Genomic DNA, 24,959 nt, shown 5'->3' on the forward strand with positions numbered 1-24,959 from the left:
AATGACAGAGACAGTTAAAATAGGTGTCGGTGGCCCTGTAGGTGCAGGGAAAACACAACTTATTGAAAAATTAGTGAAACAATTATCTAAAGAATTTAGCATAGGTGTCATCACCAACGATATTTATACAAAAGAAGATGAAAAGATTTTAGTTAATTCAGGCGTGTTACCTGCAGATCGCATTATCGGTGTTGAAACAGGTGGCTGCCCACATACAGCAATTCGTGAAGATGCTTCAATGAACTTTGCTGCTATCGATGAATTAAAAGAACGCAATGAAGATATCGATTTAATCTTTATCGAATCTGGTGGCGACAACCTTGCTGCGACTTTCAGTCCAGAGTTAGTCGATTTTTCTATATATATTATCGACGTTGCTCAAGGGGAAAAAATCCCTCGCAAAGGCGGACAAGGCATGATTAAATCTGATTTCTTTGTAATTAACAAGACTGATTTGGCTCCGTATGTCGGCGCTTCATTAGAACGTATGGCTGAAGATACTGAAACATTCCGAGGCAAAAGACCATTTGCATTTACTAATCTTAAAACAGATGAAGGCTTAGATAAGGTTATCGAATGGATAGATCAGGATGTCTTTCTTAAAGGTTTAGCTTAATGGCAAATGCACAGCAAAAATGGACTGGCGTATTAGATTTAACTGTTTTTAATAATGGTAGAAAATCTGTTGCGCGTGATATCTTTTTTGAGAAGGCATTAAAAGTCATACGCCCAGTCTACTTAAACGGCTCAGATATACCTACATTTTATATTGTAAATGTAGGTGGTGGTTATTTAGATGGTGACCGTTACAAAATGGATTTCACAGCAGAAGAAAATGCAAATGTAACTTTAACTTCACAAGGTGCGACAAAAATCTATAAAACATTAAATGATCATGTCGAACAATATCAAAGTTTTAACATTAAAGACAATGCTTATATTGAATATGTCGGCGATCCTATTATCGCCTTTGAAAACGCTAAGTTTTTCCAACATAATACGTTTAATTTGAGTGCTAGTGGTTCACTATTCTATACAGATATACTGACACCCGGTTATTCAAAAGAAGATAAAGCCTTCACATATACGTATATGCATCTACTTAATGAAATTTATGTTGAAAATGAACTCGTAACATTTGATAATTTGTTACTTGATCCAACTAAAAATAAAGTTGATGGCTTAGGATATATGGAAGACTATACACATTTAGGTTCATGCTATTTCATACATCCTGAAGTCAATCAAACTTTTATAGATGACGTTTATGCTTACATCAAGCATTATCATAAACTATATCATTGTCGTTTTGGTATTACGCAATTACCAACGCATGGTTTCAGCATTCGAATCTTATCAAATAAAACACAAATTATCGAGCGCATTTTAAATGCTGTTCAAACGTACGTTGCACAGCATATCTTTAACAGAGAAGTCAATTTCTTAAGAAAATATTAAATTTAATCATGTTGTATATTATGAAATAGCAATTCCAACCTTAAAGAGCATGAAACATACAGTTTCAACTCAATAAAAAGAATTTAGACAAACCCTGTGCAAATTAATGCGTAGGGTTTGTTTATTTTTATTTATATAGTTATTTTTCAAATAGCAGTGGTCTATCAGACCATTTCCATCACTATTTAATTTACATATATTATAATATTGGCAGTGATTTATGCCGACTCCTGCGGGAATAGCACTAGCCGAAGACTACAGGCTAAGGCAGTGCCCGCGGAAAGCGTGCACAAAGAAACTGCCAACAAAGTCAAAGACTTTGTCGACAGTCTGGAAGTACTTATAATGTAATAACAACTTTCATACCATTTACTTTAAATAATATTTAGCAACCATACGATACTAATGACTAACAATAAAATTGTCGCAATATAAATCGCTAACTTTTGCCCTTTTTTTAATGATTTTTCTTCATGCGTAAATAAGCTAAATAATGACCCATCTTTCCCCATTAGCAGTGCAATAGAATAAATCAGTAATATAATCGCTATAATTAATACGATTAATGCAACATAAACCATTTGAGATTGGCTCCTTTCGGATTTCAATAGTTATTATTTCTTATCCGTACATTTTATCTTAATATTTACGCTACAAAAAATATATAGTTATTTCTAAATGATGTTTTACAAATCTTGTAATGATTCACCTTGTTTTTTTATTCTTCTCACCTTAAATGGTGCATAAATTAATACGATTATAATAATGATGCCCATATAACCTATTACCGGATAGAAAAATGTCATTAAATCTGTAAAACCTGCAAAACTAATTGCAAAACCAATTAAAGTAAATATCGTATAAAATATTTTAAATTGCTTCGTCTCAATTTCAGTAAAACGTGTAGCTAATGAATAAAACATACCTAAACATGTATTAAAAATCATTAAATAAATAACAATTGACATAAACACGCCTAAAATAGGTGAAATATCATTGACTAGTCCCAACATTGGTAACGGTAAGTGGCCAACTGTTTCAATCTTAGAAAAAATTGCCAAATGGCTAATCATAATCATTAACCCTAAGACAATACCACCGGCTAAACCACCCCATGCAGCAACTTTACTATTTTTCTCATTACCTCCCATAACAATTGACATTGATGCACCTAATCCTACATTAAGCGAAACATAATTCACACCTGCGATAAACCAATGAGGAACAGCAGATGTATGACTTTTAGCCAATGTATCTAATTCGCTAAACGAACCTGACATCGTAAACAAACAATATATAGCAACAATAACAATACAGATAATCAATAAAGGTGTAATATTACCAATTACTTTAACAACGTTATCCACACGCAACATACCAAATACGAGTACTAATATAACCATAAGTGCAGTACCGTACACAGCAGGTATGCCAAATTGTTGTTCAAAATTTGAACCTCCACCTGCAAGCATAACGACACCAAATCCAAATAATGCAATAATGAGCACAATGTCTACTAACCAAGCAATGACTTTGCCAAACATTGTACCACCAGTCAATTTATGTATCACGTCGTTATGCCCTTCAGCTTTAAATATACTGCCTAACCATACTAGCATCATACCTACATAGGCAAATAACACGGTAGAAACAATACCCGCGAGTATGCCCACCGTTCCAAAGCTAGTAAAATACTGTAGTATTTCTTGCCCTGAAGCAAAACCTGCACCCACGATAATACCGATGAATGCACTACCTATTAAAAATATCCTTTTCATATAAATCCCCTTCGCTAAAGTTACATTGAATTTCATTTATAAGCTTTCGCAAACGCTTATAATATCACTTCACTCGCATGCATCTTTGATATTGGCAAAGGATGCGCAAGTTTCAAATATGTTTGTGAATTTAACATATTATTTTCACAGGACCTTAATCCTGTACCCTTTTATCCTTACCATCCAAACCTTAGTACGATACTGAAATTTGTTTGAATTCAAAATTTCTGTACCTTTTATTTTAAATTTATAAATAAAGATATAAACTCAAAACATCCGAAATGCAAGCGTTTACATTTTTATGATAACTTACTTGAATTCGTTTATCAATTCCACATTTTCAATAAGTAATATTGAATTATGTACAGATTCAATCAAATTACTAACTTAAAATGTTTAATATTGTTACAATAATATAGGCTACTATTAAATTTATACTTTAGGAGTGATTTTGTGGCAGAGGAATACATTTATAAAAACACCGTGCAACCATCTTGGATAGATAACAATAACCATATGCATGATGCACAATATTATTCCATTTTCAGTGATGTCGTCGTTGGATTTTTCGAATCAGTCGACTTATATGTTTCTTATCGACAAACACATGAAATTACTATTTTTAGTTTGGAGGCACACATTTCCTTTTTAAAAGAACTCGTCTTAGATGATGACTTTTACGTTAAAGTACATATTTATGATTATGATGCGAAAAGAGTACATTTATTTCTGACAATGTACAATGATAATGATGAGCGCATTGCTACATATGAAGTGATCATGATAGGCGTTAGTAAAGTTACACGTCGTAGCATGGCATTCCCACAGCCTATTCTAGAGAAAATACAAGCAGCCTTTAATATGCAAAAGCCATTTAACGCGCCTTCACAACTAGGTCATGTTATTGGCATACCTAGAAAATAGCAAACATAAAAGTAGAACGGAAATCCAACATTCATTTCTGTTCTACTTTCATTATTTTAATTGAACTTTTATGTTATTTTGCTGTAAACATGTAGTAAAGACTTTCCTTTGTAAATAATAAATGGTTTTCATACACATCGTCATGTTTATAATTTAAATCAATTAAATAACCAATATTTAAATTGATCGTTTGAGCAATTAAACTACGTACAAAAAACTCCGCTTCAACATGCCGCATTTCATTGCAACTTATCATCTTATTGATCATTGGTTTCAAATGAGAAACTAAACGCTTATTAAATACTTCTAACAACACCGACTGAAATGTTTTACTTGTCATCGCTTCATTAAAGAATACTTTTAACAGCATTCTATTTTCATAAATAAATTTAGAACGATTGTCTACAAATGTATTTATAAATGATTCCAAGTTGCTTGAGCGATGCAATTCACTTAAGAACTCCTCTGCTACAGTAGGCGCTATGTTATCTTTTATAATAGGCACCAGGCCTGCATAGAGTAATGATTCTTTATTTTTAAACTGTTTATATACTGTACCTTCAGCAACACCTGCCCGCTTAGCAATATCACTTGTACTTGTTTGCTTATAACCTTTTTCACTAAAAAGTATAAGAGCACTTTCAATCACTAAACGTTGCTTTTCAGTTAAATGCTCTAATTTAGGTACAATTTCTTCCACGATATCTTTAATATTTCGATTCATGTATGATACCACCTATATTTAAACTTTTCTATAACGCTTCATTCCTAAAATATTCAATATTAGTAATACTACAAAAATACCCAATAATACACCCAAGTTGATATAAATATCCTGCACACCAAATCCTTTTATCATTACATCTTGCATAGCTTGTCCGGTATAAAATAATGGCATCAAATGTGCAAAGTATTGTAAGCCTATATTCATCGATGATATTGGTATTAAACCTGCAAATAATACTTGCGGTACGATTACAAGTGGTATAAATTGAATCATTTGAAATTCTGAAGATGCAAAAGTAGACAACAGTATGCCAAACGTTAAAGCTACGAGTGCTGTTAATACTGTTGTAGCTAGAACTAACCAAATCGATCCCTCAACAGCTATATTTAATACATATATGGCATAAATAACTACTACAAACGTTTGAATAACACTAAAAATACCATATCCCATAATATAGCCATAAATAATATGGCTTCGCTTAATAGGAGAAGATAATAATCGTTCTAGCGTTCCTGAGGTTCTCTCTTTTAATAAACCGATGCCAGAAATTAAAAATGTGAAGAAGAAGACGAAAAATCCTATTAAAATTGGATTAATCGTATCAAAATATGTAGCATCTTTATCCCCATATAAATAATGTGTATTAATTTTTATCGGTTCACGATTCTCGGTCATACTTTGACCTGTATTAGCATTGTCAGGTATTTGCGATTGAACTTGCTCTAATGCTTTTTTTAATGATTTCGTATTTTCTTTCATTTGACTCATATTATGATTGGTTAACCACTTTTGGTTTGTAGAAGCCATGACTCCCTTATCTGTAGGATTATCATTAGCAAAAGTGACTTCTAACTCATGATTTTGCATGTGTATAAACCCAGTCAAATTATCTTCTTTTATCTTGTCATCTATATTGTTATGATTTTTAAAATTTTCAATCGTGATGTCTTGTGATTGTAATTCTTGTTTCAGTGATTCAGGAATATCATGAACACCTACCTTCACACCATTTGAGTTGTCTGAAACTGTAAATATATAATACAGTAGCGTTAATATTAACAACGGTGCTACTAGCAATAACATCAACGTACGTATGTCTCTGATTGTTTGTTTGAAAATTCGTTTAGTAATATAAAATGCATTCATATTTAGTCCTCCATTTTCAAAAACACTTCTTCAATTGATTCAGATTGATACTGGGTTTTAATATCTTACGGTGAGCCCATTGCAATAATTTCACCATGGTTCATAAGTAATAGTCTGTCACAGCGTGTAGCTTCATCTAACACATGTGTTGTGACAAGAATACTTTTTCCTTCTGATTTTGCCGCATCCAAATCTTTCCATACCGCTTGTCTAAGTTTAGGATCAATACCAACGGTAGGTTCATCTAGTATTAATATTTTAGGATCTTGTAAAAAACTAATAGCCAATGACAACCTGCGTTTCATGCCTCCAGAATATGTCGATACCTTTTTATCTAATGCCTCTTGAAGTTTCACCATATTACTACATATTTCCACACGTTTCTTGATGTCTTTTCTTTTTTTTATGTATATACTGCCAAAAAATTCTAAGTTTTCTCTCCCCGTCAAGTCAGTATAAAGTGCATCACTTTGAGCCATATATCCAATATCACCTAAAATTTTTCTATTGGGCATTTCAACGTCATCTATCGTTACCCAACCTACATCAATACGCTCCATACCTAACATACATTGAATTAATGTTGTTTTACCAGTTCCAGATGGACCAATTAAACCGACGATTTCACCTTTTTCAAAAGCAACATTTATATCTTTTAATACTTGTTTATCACCAAAAGATTTACTTAAATTATTCACTTCAATCATCTTTACACCTCACCTCACTAATAGTGAGTGAATACTCACTTTATTGTTATATTACACTTTGATATACTAAATGTAAAATCATATTATTTTTATAGCTTTTTGACATTTTGCTATTTAACTGTTAATTCCAAGTAGAACGGTCATTCTATTTAGAAAGTGTGAGACGATTGTCACAAAAGCGACAAGATATATTATCAACTGCTGAACGATTATTTTATGAATATGGGTTTCGTGGTATATCTGGTGCAATTATTGACAAACGGGGGGCTTCGTTATGCATTTAATTTAGGTGTTATTGCACTTGCCCTCGCAACAATTGCCCTTGCTTTCACGCCAAAAATTTGGATCATACCATTTATATCAGCTTCATTATTTGGCTTAAGCTATATATTCTTAACTGGTGTACTTTTGGTTTGGGGAATTAAACTATTTGTTAAAAATGCCTCTTTAGGCATCGGCATCCCCTTTTTAATGTTAGCTATTGGACAAGTTATAGGGTCTTCATTAGCAGGTTTATTCATTGATATGTTCAATTTTATGTATACATTCATTATTTACGGTTTAATTGGTTTCATCCCCCTATTCATTTATCCTAAAGTCGAAGTTCTAGAAAGCAAACTACCTGATGGAGATTACAGTCAACTTCAACAACAAAACGCTGAAATTTTAAATCATGAAAGTATGAATGACACACACAATCAATATACACATCATCAACATTACTAATATATGGATGAAATTGCCTAGGAAATAATGATCGTAAACAAGAAAAAAAGACTTTGTTTATAAACTTCCCCCACTAATTTTGTTATTTGTTAATACTAGTGGGGATACATTATTGCTATAACTGTAAACTTAATCCTTACTTTTTTAGTAAGAATACTTGAAAATAAAAAGTTGCTCTTGTATAGTGTTAATTATCAGAAAATTCAAATATATATAGGAGGGACAATGTATGTCTCAAAATAATTGGCATTTAGATACTTTATCAATCCATGCCGGTCAAGTAGTAGATGAATTCTCAAAATCACGAGCAGTACCAATTTATCAGACCTCAAGTTACGTATTCGATGATACTGAACATGCAAGAAAACTTTTTTCTTTAGAGGAACCTGGAAACATATATACCAGAATTATGAATCCTACACAAAATGTTTTTGAAGAACGCCTTGCTGCACTTGAAGGTGGTGTGGGTGCCTTAGCCACATCTTCTGGACAAGCTGCGATTCACTTAGCATTGTTAAATATTGTTGAAAGTGGCGATGAGATAGTAGCATCTTCAAACCTTTATGGTGGCACCTATAACTTATTTAATGTCACTTTCAAAAAACTAGGTATTAAAGTACACTTTGTTGATCCAAGTGACCCCGAAAATTTCAAAGCAGCCCTAACAGATAAAACCAAAGCAGTTTATGCCGAAACGATTGGTAACCCTAGAATAGATGTCTTGGATATTGAAAAAGTTGCTCATATTGCGCATGAACATGAGATACCTTTAATTGTTGATAATACTTTCCCAACCCCTTATTTATTGCGTCCATTTGAATATGGTGCTGATATTGTAATACACTCAGCTACAAAATTTATAGGCGGACATGGTACTTCCATCGGTGGTATCATTGTCGATAGTGGTAAATTTAATTGGAATAATGGAAAGTTCCCTGGGTTAGTCGAACCAGATCCAAGTTATCATGGCGTTTCATACGCAAATGATGTAGGTGAAGCTGCTTATATTACAAAAGCACGCGTGCAATTATTACGCGATCTTGGTTCTGCTGTGTCACCATTTAATGTACATGAATTTTTAATTGGTTTAGAAACATTACACCTTCGTTTAGAACGTCATTCAGAAAATGCACTTAAAGTTGCCCAATATCTAGAGAAACATCCTAAAATTTCCTGGGTGAATTATCCCGGCTTAGAAAGTAATGCATATCATGATCTAGCCGAAAAATATTTACCTAATGGCCAAGGTGCAATTTTAACTTTTGGTGTAGATGGTTCAGTTGAAGATATTGCAAAATTTGTTGAATCTTTAAATTTATTCTCACATTTAGCAAACGTAGGCGATTCAAAATCGTTAGTTATTCATCCTGCTAGTACGACTCATTTACAACTGTCACCTGAAGAACAAAAAGCATCTGGAGTTTTACCAGAATTAGTAAGATTATCGATTGGTACTGAAAACATTGAAGATATCATTTCAGATCTTGATCAGGGATTACAAGTCTTATAAAAATAAATACATTGCTTTTAGTGCAGGAAACAGAAATCAATATCATTCAAAACGATTATATCGTTTCTTTTAATAAAGTTGATTAGTGAATATTCATTTGAACTAAAGCTTATACAAAGTCCCACTAACTCAACTAATATGAGCAGTGGGACTTTAATTGCCAACAAAATATTAAAAAAATTGAGACAGCTGTTTTTCTTCAGCAGCATAATGTTGTATTTGTAAAGCATACAAATACAACAAATTTTTTATGTACATACTTTTCTTATTTAAATCCTGTAAACCTTTGAACTTCAGTTTGCTAAGCATCCATGTTTTAGACACCTCGCAATGGTGACCTCAGACAACCCGAAGACTAACGCTAGCTATACACACTATTTTTTTATTCTGTAAATTTAATAAATTCTCTTTGAAATTACATATTAATATTGGGATAATAATGATATTATTTATCAAGTCGGAGGTACGCTTTTGGACAACTACAAAGATAAAGTAACAATGAATGTGATATTGCTTGCTGGTAAAATTTTATTATCATCTGGCGCAGAAGTTTCTCGTGTTGAAGATACAATGAGACGAATAGCCATTTGTATGGGCTATTATAATAGTCAAGGGTATGTCATTAATGTATTTATCAATTTTTCATTAAGTGAAGAACACGATACTCGAATTTTACGCATTGATAAAAACAGTACTAATTTACTTAAAATATTTCAAGTTAACAATATTTCACGTAAACTCACAGACAATCAACTTTCTATAGAAGAAGCATTTGAAGCGTTGAAAAATATTGATCGATCTAATTTAAGTATTCCATTATGGAAAAAAGTGATCGCTGCAGGTATTATTTCGTTAAGTTTTTTATACTTACAAGGTGGTGCTTGGTCTGATGCGATTACTACGATTATTGCTGGTGCCATAGGTTTTCTAATCGTTGAGTATATGCAAAGTAAATCACTAACTATGTTTATACCTGAGTTTGTAGGTTCATTTATTCTAGGTGCTATCGTTATATTTGGATCAGAATTGTTTCAAGTCAATAAATCTTTTGGGCCAGCTATGATTGCATCCGTTATGCCAATTGTACCTGGTGTACTGATAACGACTGCGATACAAGACTTGTTTAGCAGGCATATGTTAATGTTCACAGCAAAATTTTTAGAAGCGCTCGTTATTGCCTTTGCAATTGGTTCAGGTATTGCGATTGCTTACTTAATTTTTTAGGAGGTCACATGATGACAATTTTATTTACTTTTTTATGTAGCTTTAGCGCATCATACTTTTTTAATGTGATATACGATGCCCCTAAAAAATTATTTTTTCCAGCTGGATTTGCAGGTTCAATGGGCTATTTTGTCAGCTACATTTTAGAACAATCCTTTGAAATGGATAGTATATATTCCAGTTTGCTTGGAAGCTTAACTTTAGGTTTACTTGCACATATCATGAGTCGTATTTTCAAAGCGCCCGTTGTACTTTTTATGATTCCTGGCATCATTCCACTTGTCCCAGGGAGTATCGCTTTTAGAGCAACACAGCAATTGGTTACTTTAAATTTCACAGATGCTACCAATACCTTTATACGAGCGATTTTAATTGCAGGTTCTATTGCATTAGGTCTATTGCTTTCTGATCAATTATCTAAAACATTAAACATACGAAAATATATTTTAATTAAACGCAACAGACTATAAATCCACTTCATCATTTTAGTCATCAAAAAATAGCGAGCATCTGAAACTTCCATTTAATCACTTCAGGTACTCGCTATTTTTATAAATCAGCAAACTTTTTTATTGTTCATTTACATAATAAAGGCCCGTTAGCACATTTGATGCCAAATCACTTACTTTAATATGAAATGGTTTATTTTGGATTAAATGATGCCTTTGTGCATATACTTCAATGTTTTCTTTATACGGTAATGCACTTTGTGTAACACCACCACCAAGAATAATATGATATACATTAAATATATTAAATAAATTCGTACACAGTTGTTGTGTTAGTAACACTACTTCATCCATCATATTATTGATATTTTCATTTTCTTTATTCATATAGATGTCGATTGCTTCTCTAGTACTTACTGTTCTTTGTAAAATATCGCTCGCTTTACGACTGATTGCTAAGCCTGACAGTTCATTTTCAACACATCCAAACTGATGGCACACTGGACATTGATAATCGCTATTATTTTTAATAATAGTATGACCAATTTCTCCAAAATTACCATCGACGCCTGTAACGAGTTGACCATTTCTTATATATGCCATGCCTATACCTGTGCTAATTGTTAAGTATATGACATCTTCTGCATCTGTTTTTAAATATTGATATTCCGCTAATATTGCTGCATCAGTATCATTTACGAAATGTGGTTGAAATGCACTATGCTGCTTTATGTAATCACCAACATTAAAACCAATATACTTCTGTAGATTAGGCGGATTCAAAAACAATCCTTCTGTATAATCACAAGGTCCTGGCATCGCAATGTTTAACGTACTTTGTGCTACATCATTATATTTTTTGCTGAATTCATTCGCTATATTAATAATTTTTGTAAATTCTACCTCTGGATGATTGACATCTGTCTCGAATTTTTGACTATCGATCACTGATAAATCGCGGTCTATAAGCCCTACAATGGTTTTCGTGCCACCTATATCTGCACATATTTTCAACATATCCATACACTCCATCATTCATATTATTGCTTCAATTATAGATAAAAGAGGTGTAGATTAAATTAATTTGCATTGGTACAAATCAATTCCTCTCACCTCTTAAACATTATACATAACTTATGATTATTGTCATATTACCGTTAAATGTTATGTCATGATCTTCTGCCGTCAATATAAAATGTGTTCCTTTTTCTAGGATGTACACTTCATCATTCGTTTTCACATTACCATTACCTTCAACAATGGAAACAAGACAATACGTGCTTGATTTTTCATAATTTAACTCACCATCGATCATCCAACGTTCAACCGTGAAGAAATCATTTGATACAAATTGCGTATATGTTTGTCCTTGTACTACTTCTTGTTTAGGTGTTGTATTAGGTGAAGTAGCATCAAGATTGATTACTGCTTTACTTTGTTCTAAATGTAACTCACGTTGGTTACCATTGGTATCTGTGCGTTCATAATCATAAATTCTGTATGTTGTATCAGAAGATTGTTGTGTTTCTAGTATTAAAATTCCTTCACCGATAGCATGCACTGTACCTGCAGGCACATAGAAAAAATCTCCAGCTTTCACTTTAACTTTATGAAATAGCTCATCAAATTGTTGTTGGTCTATCATATCATTTAGTTCAATTTGGTTTTTAGCATTAACACCATAAATAATTTCAGCATCTTCTTGTGCGTCTAATATATACCAACACTCTGTTTTACCATATTCACCTTCATGTTTTTGGGCATAAGCATTATCTGGATGAACTTGTACTGATAATTTATCATTTGCATCTAATATTTTAGTTAACAATGGAAATTTAGTGTTCCCTGAGGCACCAAAGAGTGCTTTATCTTCATTCCACACTTCTTCTAACGTCTTACCTTGATGCCTTCCATTTTCTATTATATTTGTACCATTTGGATGCGCTGAAATTGCCCAACATTCTCCTGTATACGCACTCGGAATATGATAATTAAATCTTTTTAGAGCTGTCCCACCCCATATACGTTCTTGAAATACAGGTTTTAAAAATAATGGCATTGCATGATACCTCCACTTAAATATCTTTTAATATATTATAAATCTGTTTACTATTTGTTGCATTTATTAAATTTTGTCTAGTCTCATCATCCATCAAAGTTCTCGATAATCTTTGTAATAATTTAAGATGTGTGTCACTACTATCACTTGGTACAGTAATTAAGAATATCAATTGAGGTAATGTTCCATCTAAACTTTCCCATTTCACACCTTGCTTATTATTCATAACTGCAACAATTGGTGTTTTAACCGCATCTGATTTTGCATGCGGAATGGCTACGTTCATCCCAATAGCTGTCGTTGATTCCATCTCTCTCTTTAAGACATCAGATTTTAATTGTGATTGATCTGTAATATAACCTTGTTCATTTAAATATTCTATTAATTGATCTATCGCTTCATCTCTGGATAAAGTTTGTTCTGAAATATGAATGACTTCTTCACTAAATACACTTTGTTCTTCTAATGCTTGATTATCCGTCTTAGATGCACTATTTTTTGCTGTTTCATCTTCATTTTCTGATTGATCCATGCCAATTTCAATATTGTTCGTATCAACTGCAAGTGATGGTGTTTGTCTTCTTAAGATTAAAACAACACTCATTGTAACGATACTACCAATGATTACTGCTATAAAGAACCACAATATTTGATCAATACCGCCCAGCACTGCAACAATTGGACCACCGTGCGCAACTCTGTCACCTACACCGCCAATTGCAGCAATTACAGCTGCTACCATCGCACCAATCATATTAGACGGTATAATTCTTAACGGATCTTGTGCGGCAAATGGTATAGCACCTTCCGTAATACCGAACAATCCCATGGTAAATGATGCTTTACCCATTTCAATTTCACCTTTATTAAACTTACGCTTATTAATAAATGTAGCCAATCCTAAACCAATAGGAGGTGTACATACAGCAACTGCAACCATTCCCATAACAGCATAGTTACCTTCTGCGATTAATGCTGAACCAAATAAAAATGCTACTTTATTTACTGGACCACCCATATCAAAAGCAATCATTGCACCAACAATTAATGCTAAAATAACAATATTTGTCCCTTGCATACTCTTTAACCAAGTTGTTAAACCTTCGAAAATACTCGCAATTGGTGCGCCAATCAAGAATATAAAAATTAATCCTACAATCAATGAAGAGATGATTGGAATAATAATGATTGGCATAATAGGTGCCATCGCTTTAGGTACTTTAATATTTTTTATCCATTTTGCAATATAGCCTGCGATAAATCCTGCAACAATACCACCTAAAAAGCCTGCTCCTGCATCACTGCCATAAAAGCTACCGTCTGCTGCGATTGCACCACCGATCATACCAGGTACTAAACCAGGTTTGTCTGCAATACTAACTGCGATATAGCCAGCTAATATTGGAACCATAAAACTAAATGCTAAAGAACCAATATTTTCAATAGATTTCCAAAAAGAATCATCTGGTATGACTAAACCTTTCGATGAAGCCTCCCCACCTAAAGTTAAGGCAATGGCCATCAATAAACCACCAACTACAATGAAAGGTACCATAAATGATACACCATTCATTAAATGTTGATAGACCATTTGCATCCCACTTTTTTGATCTTGTTCATCATCTTTTTGATTCGTATCCCCGTTACGATCATGATGAATATGTCCATCTTTATCAATAATACGTTGAATTAATTCTTTTGGTTTATGAATACCTTCACGAACACTTTCATTTATGATTAATTTCCCATCAAAACGTGACAAATCTACTTGTCTATCTGCTGCAATGATAATGCCATCCGCTTCCCTAATTTCTTTTGATGTTAAAACATTTTCTGCCCCAACGCCACCTTGAGTTTCTACTTTTATATCTACACCCATTTCTTGAGCTGCTTGTTCTAACTTTTCTTGTGCCATATAAGTATGCGCTATACCATTTGGGCACGATGTAATCGCTAATATTTTCATCATTTCATCCTCCTCACATCCAATTGTAAACGTTTTCTAAAATAGATAAAAAGAATAATTGCCGTTGCTAGTGGCAATTATTCTTTGATTAAATTTATAATGTATTGTTTTAGATGCTGTGTTTCCATAGTCATAAGATGATCGACATCATACTCATTTAAATCAGCGATCACATGTATTATTTTCTTCATTGCTGAAATTTCAGAATTAGCAATTGCTAAAAAGAATACTAATTTAACTTTATTTTGTTTCCATAGTAACCCATGAGGACATTTAAAGATAATGACTTGTGAACGCAACACCTTTTCAGGGTCACCATGTGGCATACTAATACCATTCCCTATATATGTTGAAGCATATTTTTCACGTTCCAATGCACTCTTCATATAACTTTCCGTAATAGCGTGTTGATTCATTAAAAGCGATTGTGCTTTTTCAAAAATATGGGTTACAGTTACGTCATCTGTCATCTTTTGAACACCAAATTGAATTGCAGATATTTCATCCTGTTTTAACACAGGATTTCTTTTACTATTAATAAATAATTTAATTTGTTTTATGTCATTATCTGAAAGCAAAGGGGATACCTCTATCACGTGTAATGTATCTGGTAAATCCTTGGTATTAATTGGATGCGTAGTAATCAGCATATCAATATTTGAAAAGTCGTAATGAGACACCCGCTCTAATTTTAAAGTATCAACAATATTTATATGATCATCTAAATTCGCAATTTTCACTTCCAGCAAATTAGATATTCCTAAACCATAATAACAAGTTATCACAATATTAATTTCATCTTTTTTATTACGGTCAATGGACGATTGAAAATGTAATGCTAAAAAGGCAATCTCATCTTCTACTAAGTTTAGATTTGAATCTTTCTCCAGGTATTTTACAGTTTCATACAATGCATTAAAAACAAAAGGATAATATTTTTTAATCTCATCAGTTAATGGATTATTGATATATACATTTTTAGCAATACGCAAATACGCTCTACTAAAGTGTGCTTGAATATTTTCGCGTAAAATATTGTCTTGGGTAAAATTGATACCAACTATTTTTTCCATGTGCTTAATCATGCGTGCTACATAGCTTTCGATAAAGAGTGTTTCTATTCCCAACTCATATTTATTAAAATAATAGCTAATAAAAAAAGAAAATAACTTAGCAGTATCTTTAGATAAACCATAAGCTAATTTATGATTGATATCCTCTATACATTGCATTGCTATTTCTTCTGCCTCTTTATTTACCACCCATGAATCTTCGCTTGTTTTTTTCCTTTTTATAATAATAATCAAATGAATAAGTAATTGTTGAATACGCATATCAGAAGTAAACAGATGATGTTGTTCTAATCTGTTTTTAATAATAAAACAGATAGATTTAATGTGCGCTTGAGGTATTTCATTAAGTATAAAAGCTTCTACTGTCTTTTCCTTATTAGATAATTGATTTAAATGTAATATCGCATTTCTGATATTCATTTCATTACCTATTATGGTAATACCTTTTTTCTTAATGACATCAACATCAATATCAAAAGACGCACACCAAGCTTTTATTCTATTTATATAATCATAAGCTTCCGTTTTTGTTATCACAAATTCTGATTCTATTTGATCAATTGTATTTGGTTTTTGATACATTAATAATTCGTAACCGAGTTTCATTAATTTTTCATTTTCTTTCGTTAAAAACGAATGTACCAATGTCTCTAATTCAGCCTCATCGTAATGGTCACCATTGAGTTTATACCCTTTACCTTTAACACTTGTAATCAAATGATTTATAATTTCGTTATTAATGTATTTAATATCATTTCTCACTGTTCTATTTGAAACATTTAAATAACTTGCTATTTCATCTGCGCTTAGATAATGATTACTGTTATTTAGCAATAACCTAATGAGTTTAGCATGTCTTACCAACATGATTGCACCGCGCTTTCTAATCGTTTGAATTTTTATTAAATTCAATATTAATATTTAAATACATTGTAGCCATACCCTCACATTAAAGCAAGAAGTCACACTAAGATATCTTTGATGAAATGATGAAATAATGAAATAATGAAATAATGAAACAAAAATGCGAGTACAAAATAAAAAAATGACAATTTCTATATAAAATCTAGAAATTGCCATTTTTTGCTATGAGATACTTATGTTTCTCACTCTATATTAAATGAGCTTATTTTTGCGCTATATTAATTGTTTGTCTGATATATTGATATGCTTCAATGAACTGTTGTTCTTCCTGTTCATCCAATGCTATAGGATACCTTTGGATAATGCCATACCGATCAACTAATGTCGGTAAACTATACGCCCCATCATCTAGCCCATATTCCTGACTGATTGATGTTAATGGCATAATTGTACGCTGGTTTAAAGCAATCGATTGTATCAAAGCAGTCGTCACCTTGGAAATAGCTGCATTGGTCCACCCTTTTTGATAAAAAACATCCATTGAAACTTCATTTATAATAGACGTTATATGTGCCTTATCAATCGCTGGTGATTGACTTAAAGCTTCATACTCTGATAATTCCATACCGTGAATACGTACTTTGCTCCATACAGGCACTGCATACTGACCATGTTCACCAATAACAAAGGCTTCAACATTTTTAGGATCAATTTGGTAATGCTGAGCAACAATGGTTTTGAATCTTGAACTTTCTAATGCTGTACCCGTCCCAATTATTTTATGCGATGGATAATTGACTTGATTAGCAAAATACACCATCGAATCTACTGGATTAGAAATTAAAATAATAATTGCTTCTTGTGTAACTTCAGCAATTTGCTTCATCACATTTTTTATAATGTCATGGTTATCTTGTGCCAATAATGTTCGGTCGCCATCGTTTTTATCTGTTTGTATACTTGCGGCAATAACTATAAAATCTGCGTCAGCTAAATCTTGGTACGCGCCTGCTTTAATTCTCACATGACTTGTATTAAACAGTCCTTGTGAATGATTATGATCAAGCGCTTCACCACTTGCAACTTCTTCTTTGCTATCAATCAATACAATTTCTGAAAATAAATTCAAATACTGAACGTCTGTCAATACTTGACTGCCTACTCTACCAAGTCCAACAATTCCTAACTTAGACATGTCTAACCATACCTCCTCTGTTTGTTAAAACTTATATTCATAAATCAATGTTTTTTATTTTTCATAAGGTATAACATCTTCATTATATTCTTTTTTAATAAACTTTTTCATATCTTCAGATTGTAAAACTTTTAGTAATGTTTGATACTTTTTATCATCTTTATGACCTTTTTGAACTGCAACAATATTGGCAAATGGTGATGATTTACCTTCTATTGCAATAGCGTCTTTGTGTGGCGTTAAACCATTATCAATCGCGTAATTAGAATTCATGATTACAGCTGCGCCTTCTTTACTTTTATAAGTTTTAGGTAAAAATTCTGCCCCTTGTTTATTGTTAAACTTGAGATTCTTTTTGTTTTCTACAATATCTTCAAATTTGGCATCTTCAATTTTGACACCTTTCTTAATTTTTATTAACCCTTTATCTACGAAAAATGATAAGAAACGTCCTTCTTCAGCTGGATTATTAGAAACATAAATTGTAGAACCATTCGGGATGTCTTTGATATCTTTATATTTTTTACTATATACACCCATTGGTGTCGTAAATACTTTCCCTACTTCTTCAATATTATAATTATGGTCTTCTCTTTCAGCCTTTAAATAAGGCACATGTTGAAAGAAGTTTGCGTCCACGTCACCTTTATCTAAGAGTTTATTAGGTACTTTATAATCATTAACAACTTTAATTTCTAAATCATACCCTTTTTTCTTCATTTCCTCTTTCGCATGTTTTAGAACTTCACCATGAGGTGCTGGTGATGTAGCAATTGTGATCTTTTTATTCTCTTTATCTTTGGACGAACCACAAGCTACAAGTATTACAGCAAAACATAATAAAACAGTTAAACTAATGACCTTTTTCATAACATCTCTCCTTAACTTTATCTAAAAATAAAATTCACTCATTATGTAAAAAAATACTTTCTCTTAATAAAATAAAGAGAAAGTATGCACCTTCTCTTATCTTCGAAAGTAATCATTGTTACTTTCTGTGAATTAGCACCATTTCGTTAAACGATGGTTGCTGGGCTTCATCGGGCACGTCCCTCCGCCTCTCTAAATAAGAGTCAATCATATGTATTTGAGTTGTATTAATCCTAGCATTCCACTCATGTTTAGTCAATGAAATTTTAGAAAATTCTAATTTATTAATGATTAATCTAATATTAATAAAATTGTTCCATGTGAAACGAATACATTTACACTAAAAGTAGTGAATATTTAGTAACTCAGCTACTTAAACTAAGTAGACTTTTAAAATTACTAAACATAATAAAAAAACGTCAATTCCATTAGAAATTGACGTTTTTGCATACATTTTTTATAATCTTTTCTAACCATCATTGAATATGATTTTCAAAAAATATTATATTTTTATACAGAAAAACTTAGTCTTGGAACAAATGCTTCAAAATGAATACGTTCTTCTGGAATTTCAAGTGCTTGTAAATTTAACATCATTGAATTCAGGAATGAACTTCCACCACAAATATAAATTTCTGTTTCATCATCAAGATATGCATCTAGATCTTTTTTTTCTATATAACCATCCTCATCACGTAAATGAGCATGGAATATACTTTTCTCTGATTTTGCGTTAATTGATTTAAGTGTATCTTCAAAAGCAATATTATCGCTATCTGAAGTTACCTGAATAAATGTAGCATTTGCATTAGATTCAACTGCTTCTCTATACATTGAAACAAGAGGTGTTACACCTACGCCAGAACCTAAGAGTAATTGCTTTTTATCTTTATTTACTAAACCAAAACCACCCACTGGTGCAGATAACTCTAATGTATCTCCAATTTTAACTTCGTCATGTAAAATCGTTGAAACTTCACCTTCATGTTCTTCTGTAAAATCTTTTCTTACACCAAATGTTAAATAATCACGATTTCCATCTACAATGGAATAATGTCTTTTAGCCTGATAAGGTAATTTCTTATTTGAAATATTTACAGTAATATACTGACCTGGTGTGAATTGGCTTAAATCAATACCCTCTGATTGAATCGTAAATGATTTAATGATTTCTGTTTCTTTTTGAATATCAGTGACTTCAAACGGTTTAAATCCTTCCCAAGCCATTTGGCTATAGACTTCTTTTTCTAAGCCAATAAATGCGTCTGCGATTGCTTGATAAGCTTTAATCCATGTTTGGATAATTTCACTATCATCAGTCAATCCAGTTACTTCTTGAATCGCCCAAATTAAATTTTCACCTACAATCGGATAATGTTCAGGTTGAACTTGTAACGCACAATGTTTGTAGACCACTGGCATGATAACCGGAACAATTGGAGATAAATCATCAATATTATCAGCTGCAGCTAAGACAGCCATAGCTAGTGCTGAAGATTGTAAACCTTTTTTCTGGTTCGTTTGGTTAAATACGTTTTTTAATTCTGGATGCTCTTCAAATAACCTTTTATAAAAAATAGAAGTAATATTTTGTCCCTCATCTTTTAGAAGTGGCACTGTTTCTTTAATTATTTTGATTTCTTCATTCGTTAACATATAATCTCTCCTTAGTAGTAATTTAAGATAGATTAAGACAAAATAATTATATTAAATCACCTTATTCAAATAAATTACTAACATTTTTATTATCGTTTTAAGATATTAATGAAAACCTATCTTTAGCATACTATTTAAATTATTTTTGTAAAATCAAGTGTTTGGAAAAGAATGTTATGACTATAAAATCAGAGCATATTTGCGGTTCTAGTATTCGTATATTAATAGATCGCATTGGGTCTAATGGTATTTTTAAAGAAGAAACTAATTTAGATTGTTGGATATATGATATTGCCTTTCAAAAGAATTATGATAAAAAAGGTCTAAAGAAAATAAAAATAGCACAAAATAACAGTACTATGACCTAGTTATTTTGTGCTAAAAATGAATAACATATGCAAGCAGTTGTTTTAAAAGAATGACTTAAAAAGTCATTTTTCAAACACCTTGTAATAAAAAATCTATGCCACTTAAGTGTGACCAAGCTATATGATATATATTCTTAATTTTAACTTGTTTTCTATTCTTTTTAATTGGTGTATCTTCTTTTATATTTTTTACAGGAGCCTTGTTTTTAATAGGTTTTATTGGACCACCAGATGCTTTCGAGTTAAACATTACACATTTGCCCTTTAAATCTCTTATCCATCCATTTTCAAACCAACCTAAATGACTCCCATTAAAACCATATACTTTATTACATTGAAAATAAACGACTGCCTTACCATTAAAAAGATAAATATGGATATTATCTTCGGTATAGGCTGTAGCATTACCATTTTTGTCGTAAAAGTTCATTTTAAACCTTCTTTAAAACTTATTTTTATAGTTAAAAATATATTTTACCATTGAAAAATTCATTATAGCTATAGCTAAAATAATGTTGTGAGTATTTGAAAGTTAACTTTAAAACCATTTTTATTTTAAATGCAATCCACCACTCACAGGGAAGTAATGTCCTGTGTAAAAGCCATCATCGTCATTCACAAAAAAGTTAACTGCACGAACAACATCTTCTGGTTTAGCTATTCTTTTAGCAGGTGTTATTTCGGCAATACGCTTAATAATCTTGGTTTGTGATTTAGTTCGATCTGTTTCTATCATACCTGGACCAACAACATTCGAAGTGATACCATATTCACTCATTTCAAGTGCTACATATTTTGAAAAAGTACTTATTGCAGCTCTAGAACTACCATGATGAGCTACGTTATTTGACGGTTTTTCACTAGATAATGATCCTATATAAATAATGCGACCATAATGATTTTGTTTCATAGTACCCAAAACGGCTTTTGTCATATTAAAGGCTGCGCCCATATCTTCATTTAAATTTTTAGACATATCTTCCCAAGTCATGTCTTCAATTGACATTGGTCTAAATAATGGACCTGCATTGTTTACCAAAATATCAACAGTACCAAATGATTTTAATGCTTCATTAACTACACGCTGCGAGCCATCAATGGTTGTAACGTCAGCTTGTACGATAATGGCGTTGGAACCTAAATCTTTAATTTTTTCTTGGACATCTTGAACACTTTTTTCATCATTTAAATAATTCAAAACAATATTGACACCTTTTTCTGCTAAATTTATAGCAATAGCAGCACCTAGTCCTCTACCGGATCCTGTAACAATCGCAACTTGATTATTTATAGACATATTTTGTACTCCTTTAACTTAAATATTGTATTCATTACCCATAGATATAGATATTCTGTTCCATGTATTAATTTGTGCAATTGTAAATATTAAATCAGCATATTCCTTTTCACTGTATTTTTTACGAACACGATTATAAAGCTCATCTGGAACTTTATGATTAGAAATTAACGTAACATGTTCAGCTAATTCAAGCGCTAATTTTTCATCGTCACTGTATATATTAGTATCTTCCCAAGCATTTAATAAATAAATTTTCTTTTCGTCTATACCTCGTTTTCTAGCATCTGTAGTGTGCATGTTTAAACAAAATGCACAACCATTTATTTGAGAAACTCTTATTTTTATTAATTCTTGCAACTTGTTATCAATTGTATTTTTTTTCAATAATTTTTCCATTTCATACATTAGTTCAATATTATCTGAGGCAATTTCTTCATAATTCATTCGTAAACTCATCTTATACACTCCTTATTTTTTAATATAATTGATAAATACGTCTGTCATAATACTTAAATCTGTTTCTGTTAATTTTCTCTCTATTAGTTCTACTATATTTTGTAAATTTGCTTCATCATCTTTATTAAAACGATGAATCGTTGGTGCATCTATATCTAACACGCCAATTACCGTATTATCTGCAAATATAGGTAATACGATTTCTGATTTACTGTTTGAATCACAAAATATATGATTTGGATATTCGTAAACGTCTTCTACATTTATTAAATTACGCTGTGTTACAGCATCTCCGCATACACCAGATTCCAATTTTAAATGTGAACAAGCTGGTTGTCCTTGAAAAGGACCTAATAATAATTCTTCATTTTTTATAAAATAAAAGCCTAGCCAATTTACATTTGGTAAATTTGAATAAAGTAAAGATGAGATATTAGAAAAAATGGTAATAGGTTCTACTTCATCTTCTATTAAAGCTACTAATTGCTTAGCTAAACTGCCATAGTTTGTGGATTTATTAGTCATTATGATTACTCCTAATTTTATGCTTTATTTTTTATAAGATAATCTTGTACTTCTTTTTTATTCTTATAACCATTAGTGAAAAATACAGCCTGTGGTTTATCTAATTGATCATAATATGTGATTGAAAATATTCCATTTTCAATGTTTCCTTCAATTTCACTTCTATTCCAATTATTTATATGACCCAAATATTCAAAAGAGTCATTATATTGATCAGACCAAAAATAAGGAATCACTTTAAATGGTGAAGTGTTATTATTAATTATATTTTTAGCTAAATTCTTGCCTTGGTTAAATGCATTCTCCCAATGTTTAACATTGATTAATTGATTGTCATAAGGCCAAACCGCACAATCTCCAATCGCATAAACATCTTGAATGTTCGTTTGACCATATTCATTTACAATATAGCCTTGATTATTTGTATTTAATTTTTCTACACCTTGATTTCTTATTTCTTCAAAAAATGTACCAATACCTGCTATCAAGATATTGCATTTAATTTCTCTGTTATTAGCAGTTGTAATCTTTTTAACAGTATCTTTTCCTTCAATTTCTTTAATAGTGTCGTTTGTAATAAAATTAATACCATTTTTTTCATGAAGTTGTTTAATATATTTAGCAGCTTGATTACCAATAATTTTACTCAATGGATATTCAGATCTTGAAATTAAAGTTACCTTATGGCTTAAATTTTTTAAACTCGCTGCTAGTTCTAATCCAATAAATCCTCCACCCAGAATAACAATATCTTGTTTTTCTTTGCTTACTTTCTCTTTAATGCTCAATGCATCTAAAAAGTTAGATAAATAATGAATGTTCAAGTTTTGATTTGAATAATTTAATTTCTTATTTTTTACACCAGTAGCTAATACGAGTTTGTCATAATTTATAATTTTATTACTTTCTGTAAGTAACTGTTTTTTATCTGTGTCTATATTTATAATTTTAGTATTTAAGACAATTTTTATATTATTGTCATCATAAAAATTCTCTTTTTCTAATAAAGGTATAGCAGTATTTTCATTGTCTTGCATCCATTCTTTCGTCAAAGGGGGTTTATCATATGGCAATCGTTCTTCGCTTTCAACAATTTTAATGCCACCTTGATACCCTTTTTTTCTTAATTCTTTTGCTGCAAATATACCTGCTATAGACCCACCTACAATTACAACATTATCATCCATAATTAAAGCACCTCTTTATAAATTATATTTGTTGATAACATCATGATTACCTGTCACAGAGATTGTTGCACCTGTTATATAACTTGATTTTTCTTCACAAAGGAAATTAATAACACGAGAAATATCTTCACCATATTCTTTTCTTGGAATTTCAAACTGAGATAAGTCATTTCTTTTATGCTCAGCAATATTTTTTTCTTTGTCATCACCTAAGATATCGCCTGGACAAACTGTATTAAATGTTATTCCGAAACGCGCTTCTTCTTTTGATAGAGTTTGTGTTAATGATATAACACCTGTTTTTGCAGCCGCATATGCCCCTCGATATATCCAACCTGGTATATTTTGACTTTGTTCAAAACCAAATGTTATAACTCTCCCCCATTTATTCTTCCTCATAATAGGAATGACTTCTTTAACTAAAATGAAAAAACTTTTTAAATTACCATCAACCATAGCATTCCATTCTTCATAGGAAGTATCAATGATGGTTTTCTTACCTTTAATAAATGGGCCTGCATTATGAATTAAAATATCTAAGCGCCCCATAGTAGACATAATTGTTTGAATCATATTTTTTACATCATTTATTTTTGATACGTCTGCTTGGATTGCTATAACATTCACACCGAATTTATGCTTAATTTCATCAACCAATTTTTGTGCTTCTGCCTTGCTTTTACGATAATTAATAACTATATCAATTTCATTAGCAGCTAAATCAAGCGCTGTCTTCTTACCTAAACCTTTTGCACTACCAGTAATTAAGGCTACTCTTCTACACATAA

General features: G+C 31.6%; 25 protein-coding genes, 1 pseudogene and 1 riboswitch. Of the genes and pseudogenes, 8 read left to right on the forward strand and 18 right to left on the reverse strand.

The genetic code is table 11. The annotated features are described in order from the left end of the window. The first annotated feature begins 1 nt into the window (after position 1). Both ureG and KA926_RS06155 read left to right on the forward strand, forming a co-directional pair. A complete protein-coding gene (gene ureG, locus KA926_RS06150) occupies positions 2–616 on the forward strand; it encodes an urease accessory protein UreG (RefSeq protein WP_107385730.1) in 615 nt (204 codons plus the stop codon). Further along, positions 616–1,458 (forward strand): urease accessory protein UreD, encoded by an 843-nt coding sequence (locus KA926_RS06155; RefSeq protein WP_210143793.1) that lies wholly within the window; start codon positions 616–618, stop codon positions 1,456–1,458. The genes ureG and KA926_RS06155 overlap by 1 nt, the downstream gene beginning before the upstream one ends. A 374-nt stretch (positions 1,459–1,832) precedes the next feature. Here KA926_RS06155 and KA926_RS06160 read toward each other — a convergent pair whose 3' ends face one another. Both KA926_RS06160 and KA926_RS06165 read right to left on the reverse strand, forming a co-directional pair. After that, a complete protein-coding gene (locus KA926_RS06160) occupies positions 1,833–2,039 on the reverse strand; it encodes a hypothetical protein (RefSeq protein ID WP_019469950.1) in 207 nt (68 codons plus the stop codon). Between the two features lie 105 nt (positions 2,040–2,144). Continuing rightward, a complete protein-coding gene (locus tag KA926_RS06165; RefSeq protein ID WP_210143795.1) occupies positions 2,145–3,236 on the reverse strand; it encodes a YkvI family membrane protein in 1,092 nt (363 codons plus the stop codon). Positions 3,237–3,689: 453 nt separating this feature from the next. On the opposite strand from KA926_RS06165, the gene KA926_RS06170 reads away from it, so the two are divergent. Further along, complete coding sequence (locus tag KA926_RS06170; RefSeq protein WP_019469948.1) at positions 3,690–4,160, forward strand: thioesterase family protein; 471 nt, start codon at positions 3,690–3,692, stop codon at positions 4,158–4,160. A 73-nt stretch (positions 4,161–4,233) separates the two neighbouring features. Here KA926_RS06170 and KA926_RS06175 read toward each other — a convergent pair whose 3' ends face one another. From KA926_RS06175 to KA926_RS06185, 3 genes and pseudogenes are all read right to left on the reverse strand, one after another. Next, the gene (locus KA926_RS06175) at positions 4,234–4,884 is read right to left on the reverse strand and encodes a TetR/AcrR family transcriptional regulator (protein WP_210143797.1); all 651 of its coding nucleotides are present in this window, start codon (positions 4,882–4,884) and stop codon (positions 4,234–4,236) included. An 18-nt stretch (positions 4,885–4,902) separates the two neighbouring features. After that, positions 4,903–6,036 (reverse strand): ABC transporter permease, encoded by a 1,134-nt coding sequence (locus KA926_RS06180; protein WP_210143799.1) that lies wholly within the window; start codon positions 6,034–6,036, stop codon positions 4,903–4,905. 68 nt (positions 6,037–6,104) lie between these two features. Beyond that, positions 6,105–6,743: pseudogene (locus tag KA926_RS06185) on the reverse strand (ABC transporter ATP-binding protein); the annotation flags it as partial. Positions 6,744–6,959: 216 nt separating this feature from the next. Between KA926_RS06185 and KA926_RS06190 the strand changes: the two are divergent. The 4 genes from KA926_RS06190 to KA926_RS06205 all read left to right on the forward strand — a co-directional run bounded on the left by KA926_RS06190 (position 6,960) and on the right by KA926_RS06205 (position 10,673). Beyond that, positions 6,960–7,469, forward strand: a complete 510-nt coding sequence (locus KA926_RS06190) for a hypothetical protein (RefSeq protein WP_245335834.1) — start codon at positions 6,960–6,962, stop codon at positions 7,467–7,469. A gap of 229 nt (positions 7,470–7,698) precedes the next feature. Next, on the forward strand, positions 7,699–8,979 hold the full coding sequence (locus KA926_RS06195; protein WP_210143801.1) for a homocysteine synthase: 1,281 nt from the start codon (positions 7,699–7,701) through the stop codon (positions 8,977–8,979). Positions 8,980–9,450: 471 nt separating this feature from the next. Continuing rightward, positions 9,451–10,203, forward strand: coding sequence for a threonine/serine exporter family protein (locus KA926_RS06200; RefSeq protein ID WP_210143803.1), 753 nt, complete (start codon positions 9,451–9,453; stop codon positions 10,201–10,203). Positions 10,204–10,214: 11 nt separating this feature from the next. Next, entirely contained in the window at positions 10,215–10,673 is a 459-nt protein-coding gene (locus tag KA926_RS06205) for a threonine/serine exporter family protein (protein ID WP_046206676.1), read from the forward strand. Positions 10,674–10,772: 99 nt separating this feature from the next. On the opposite strand, the gene KA926_RS06210 is transcribed toward KA926_RS06205, so the two are convergent. From KA926_RS06210 to KA926_RS06240, 7 genes are all read right to left on the reverse strand, one after another. Continuing rightward, a complete protein-coding gene (locus tag KA926_RS06210; protein WP_210143805.1) occupies positions 10,773–11,669 on the reverse strand; it encodes an ROK family protein in 897 nt (298 codons plus the stop codon). 106 nt (positions 11,670–11,775) lie between these two features. Continuing rightward, positions 11,776–12,711 (reverse strand): mannose-6-phosphate isomerase, class I, encoded by a 936-nt coding sequence (gene manA / locus KA926_RS06215; protein ID WP_210143807.1) that lies wholly within the window; start codon positions 12,709–12,711, stop codon positions 11,776–11,778. Positions 12,712–12,727: 16 nt separating this feature from the next. After that, entirely contained in the window at positions 12,728–14,677 is a 1,950-nt protein-coding gene (locus KA926_RS06220; RefSeq protein ID WP_210144070.1) for a PTS fructose transporter subunit IIABC, read from the reverse strand. A gap of 77 nt (positions 14,678–14,754) precedes the next feature. Next, positions 14,755–16,617 carry a BglG family transcription antiterminator gene (locus KA926_RS06225; protein WP_210143809.1) on the reverse strand — a complete coding sequence of 621 codons (1,863 nt, stop codon included), beginning with the start codon at positions 16,615–16,617 and terminating at the stop codon, positions 14,755–14,757. A gap of 259 nt (positions 16,618–16,876) precedes the next feature. Beyond that, a complete protein-coding gene (locus KA926_RS06230) occupies positions 16,877–17,809 on the reverse strand; it encodes a lactate/malate family dehydrogenase (RefSeq protein WP_210143811.1) in 933 nt (310 codons plus the stop codon). A 54-nt stretch (positions 17,810–17,863) separates the two neighbouring features. Beyond that, positions 17,864–18,679 (reverse strand): MetQ/NlpA family ABC transporter substrate-binding protein, encoded by an 816-nt coding sequence (locus tag KA926_RS06235; RefSeq protein ID WP_210143812.1) that lies wholly within the window; start codon positions 18,677–18,679, stop codon positions 17,864–17,866. A gap of 93 nt (positions 18,680–18,772) precedes the next feature. Beyond that, positions 18,773–18,882, reverse strand: a riboswitch (SAM riboswitch). 307 nt (positions 18,883–19,189) lie between these two features. Continuing rightward, entirely contained in the window at positions 19,190–20,335 is a 1,146-nt protein-coding gene (locus KA926_RS06240; RefSeq protein WP_210143814.1) for a globin domain-containing protein, read from the reverse strand. A 176-nt stretch (positions 20,336–20,511) separates the two neighbouring features. Between KA926_RS06240 and KA926_RS06245 the strand changes: the two genes are divergently transcribed. Continuing rightward, positions 20,512–20,703: a DUF488 family protein gene (locus KA926_RS06245; protein ID WP_210143816.1), complete on the forward strand. Its 192-nt coding sequence runs from the start codon at positions 20,512–20,514 to the stop codon at positions 20,701–20,703. A 70-nt stretch (positions 20,704–20,773) separates the two neighbouring features. On the opposite strand, the gene KA926_RS06250 is transcribed toward KA926_RS06245, so the two are convergent. The 6 genes from KA926_RS06250 to KA926_RS06275 all read right to left on the reverse strand — a co-directional run bounded on the left by KA926_RS06250 (position 20,774) and on the right by KA926_RS06275 (position 24,957). Next, complete coding sequence (locus KA926_RS06250) at positions 20,774–21,133, reverse strand: 4-fold beta flower protein (RefSeq protein WP_210143818.1); 360 nt, start codon at positions 21,131–21,133, stop codon at positions 20,774–20,776. A gap of 120 nt (positions 21,134–21,253) precedes the next feature. Further along, positions 21,254–22,000: an SDR family NAD(P)-dependent oxidoreductase gene (locus tag KA926_RS06255; protein WP_210143819.1), complete on the reverse strand. Its 747-nt coding sequence runs from the start codon at positions 21,998–22,000 to the stop codon at positions 21,254–21,256. Between the two features lie 18 nt (positions 22,001–22,018). Next, entirely contained in the window at positions 22,019–22,459 is a 441-nt protein-coding gene (locus tag KA926_RS06260) for a carboxymuconolactone decarboxylase family protein (protein WP_210143821.1), read from the reverse strand. Positions 22,460–22,471: 12 nt separating this feature from the next. Then, positions 22,472–22,984, reverse strand: coding sequence for a GAF domain-containing protein (locus tag KA926_RS06265; RefSeq protein WP_245335835.1), 513 nt, complete (start codon positions 22,982–22,984; stop codon positions 22,472–22,474). Between the two features lie 17 nt (positions 22,985–23,001). Then, entirely contained in the window at positions 23,002–24,171 is a 1,170-nt protein-coding gene (locus KA926_RS06270) for an NAD(P)/FAD-dependent oxidoreductase (protein ID WP_210143822.1), read from the reverse strand. A gap of 15 nt (positions 24,172–24,186) precedes the next feature. Next, positions 24,187–24,957: an SDR family oxidoreductase gene (locus KA926_RS06275; protein WP_210143823.1), complete on the reverse strand. Its 771-nt coding sequence runs from the start codon at positions 24,955–24,957 to the stop codon at positions 24,187–24,189. Positions 24,958–24,959: the final 2 nt, after the last annotated feature.

The organism is Staphylococcus sp. GDY8P94P, assembly GCF_017892255.1.
GTDB lineage: Bacteria > Bacillota > Bacilli > Staphylococcales > Staphylococcaceae > Staphylococcus > Staphylococcus cohnii.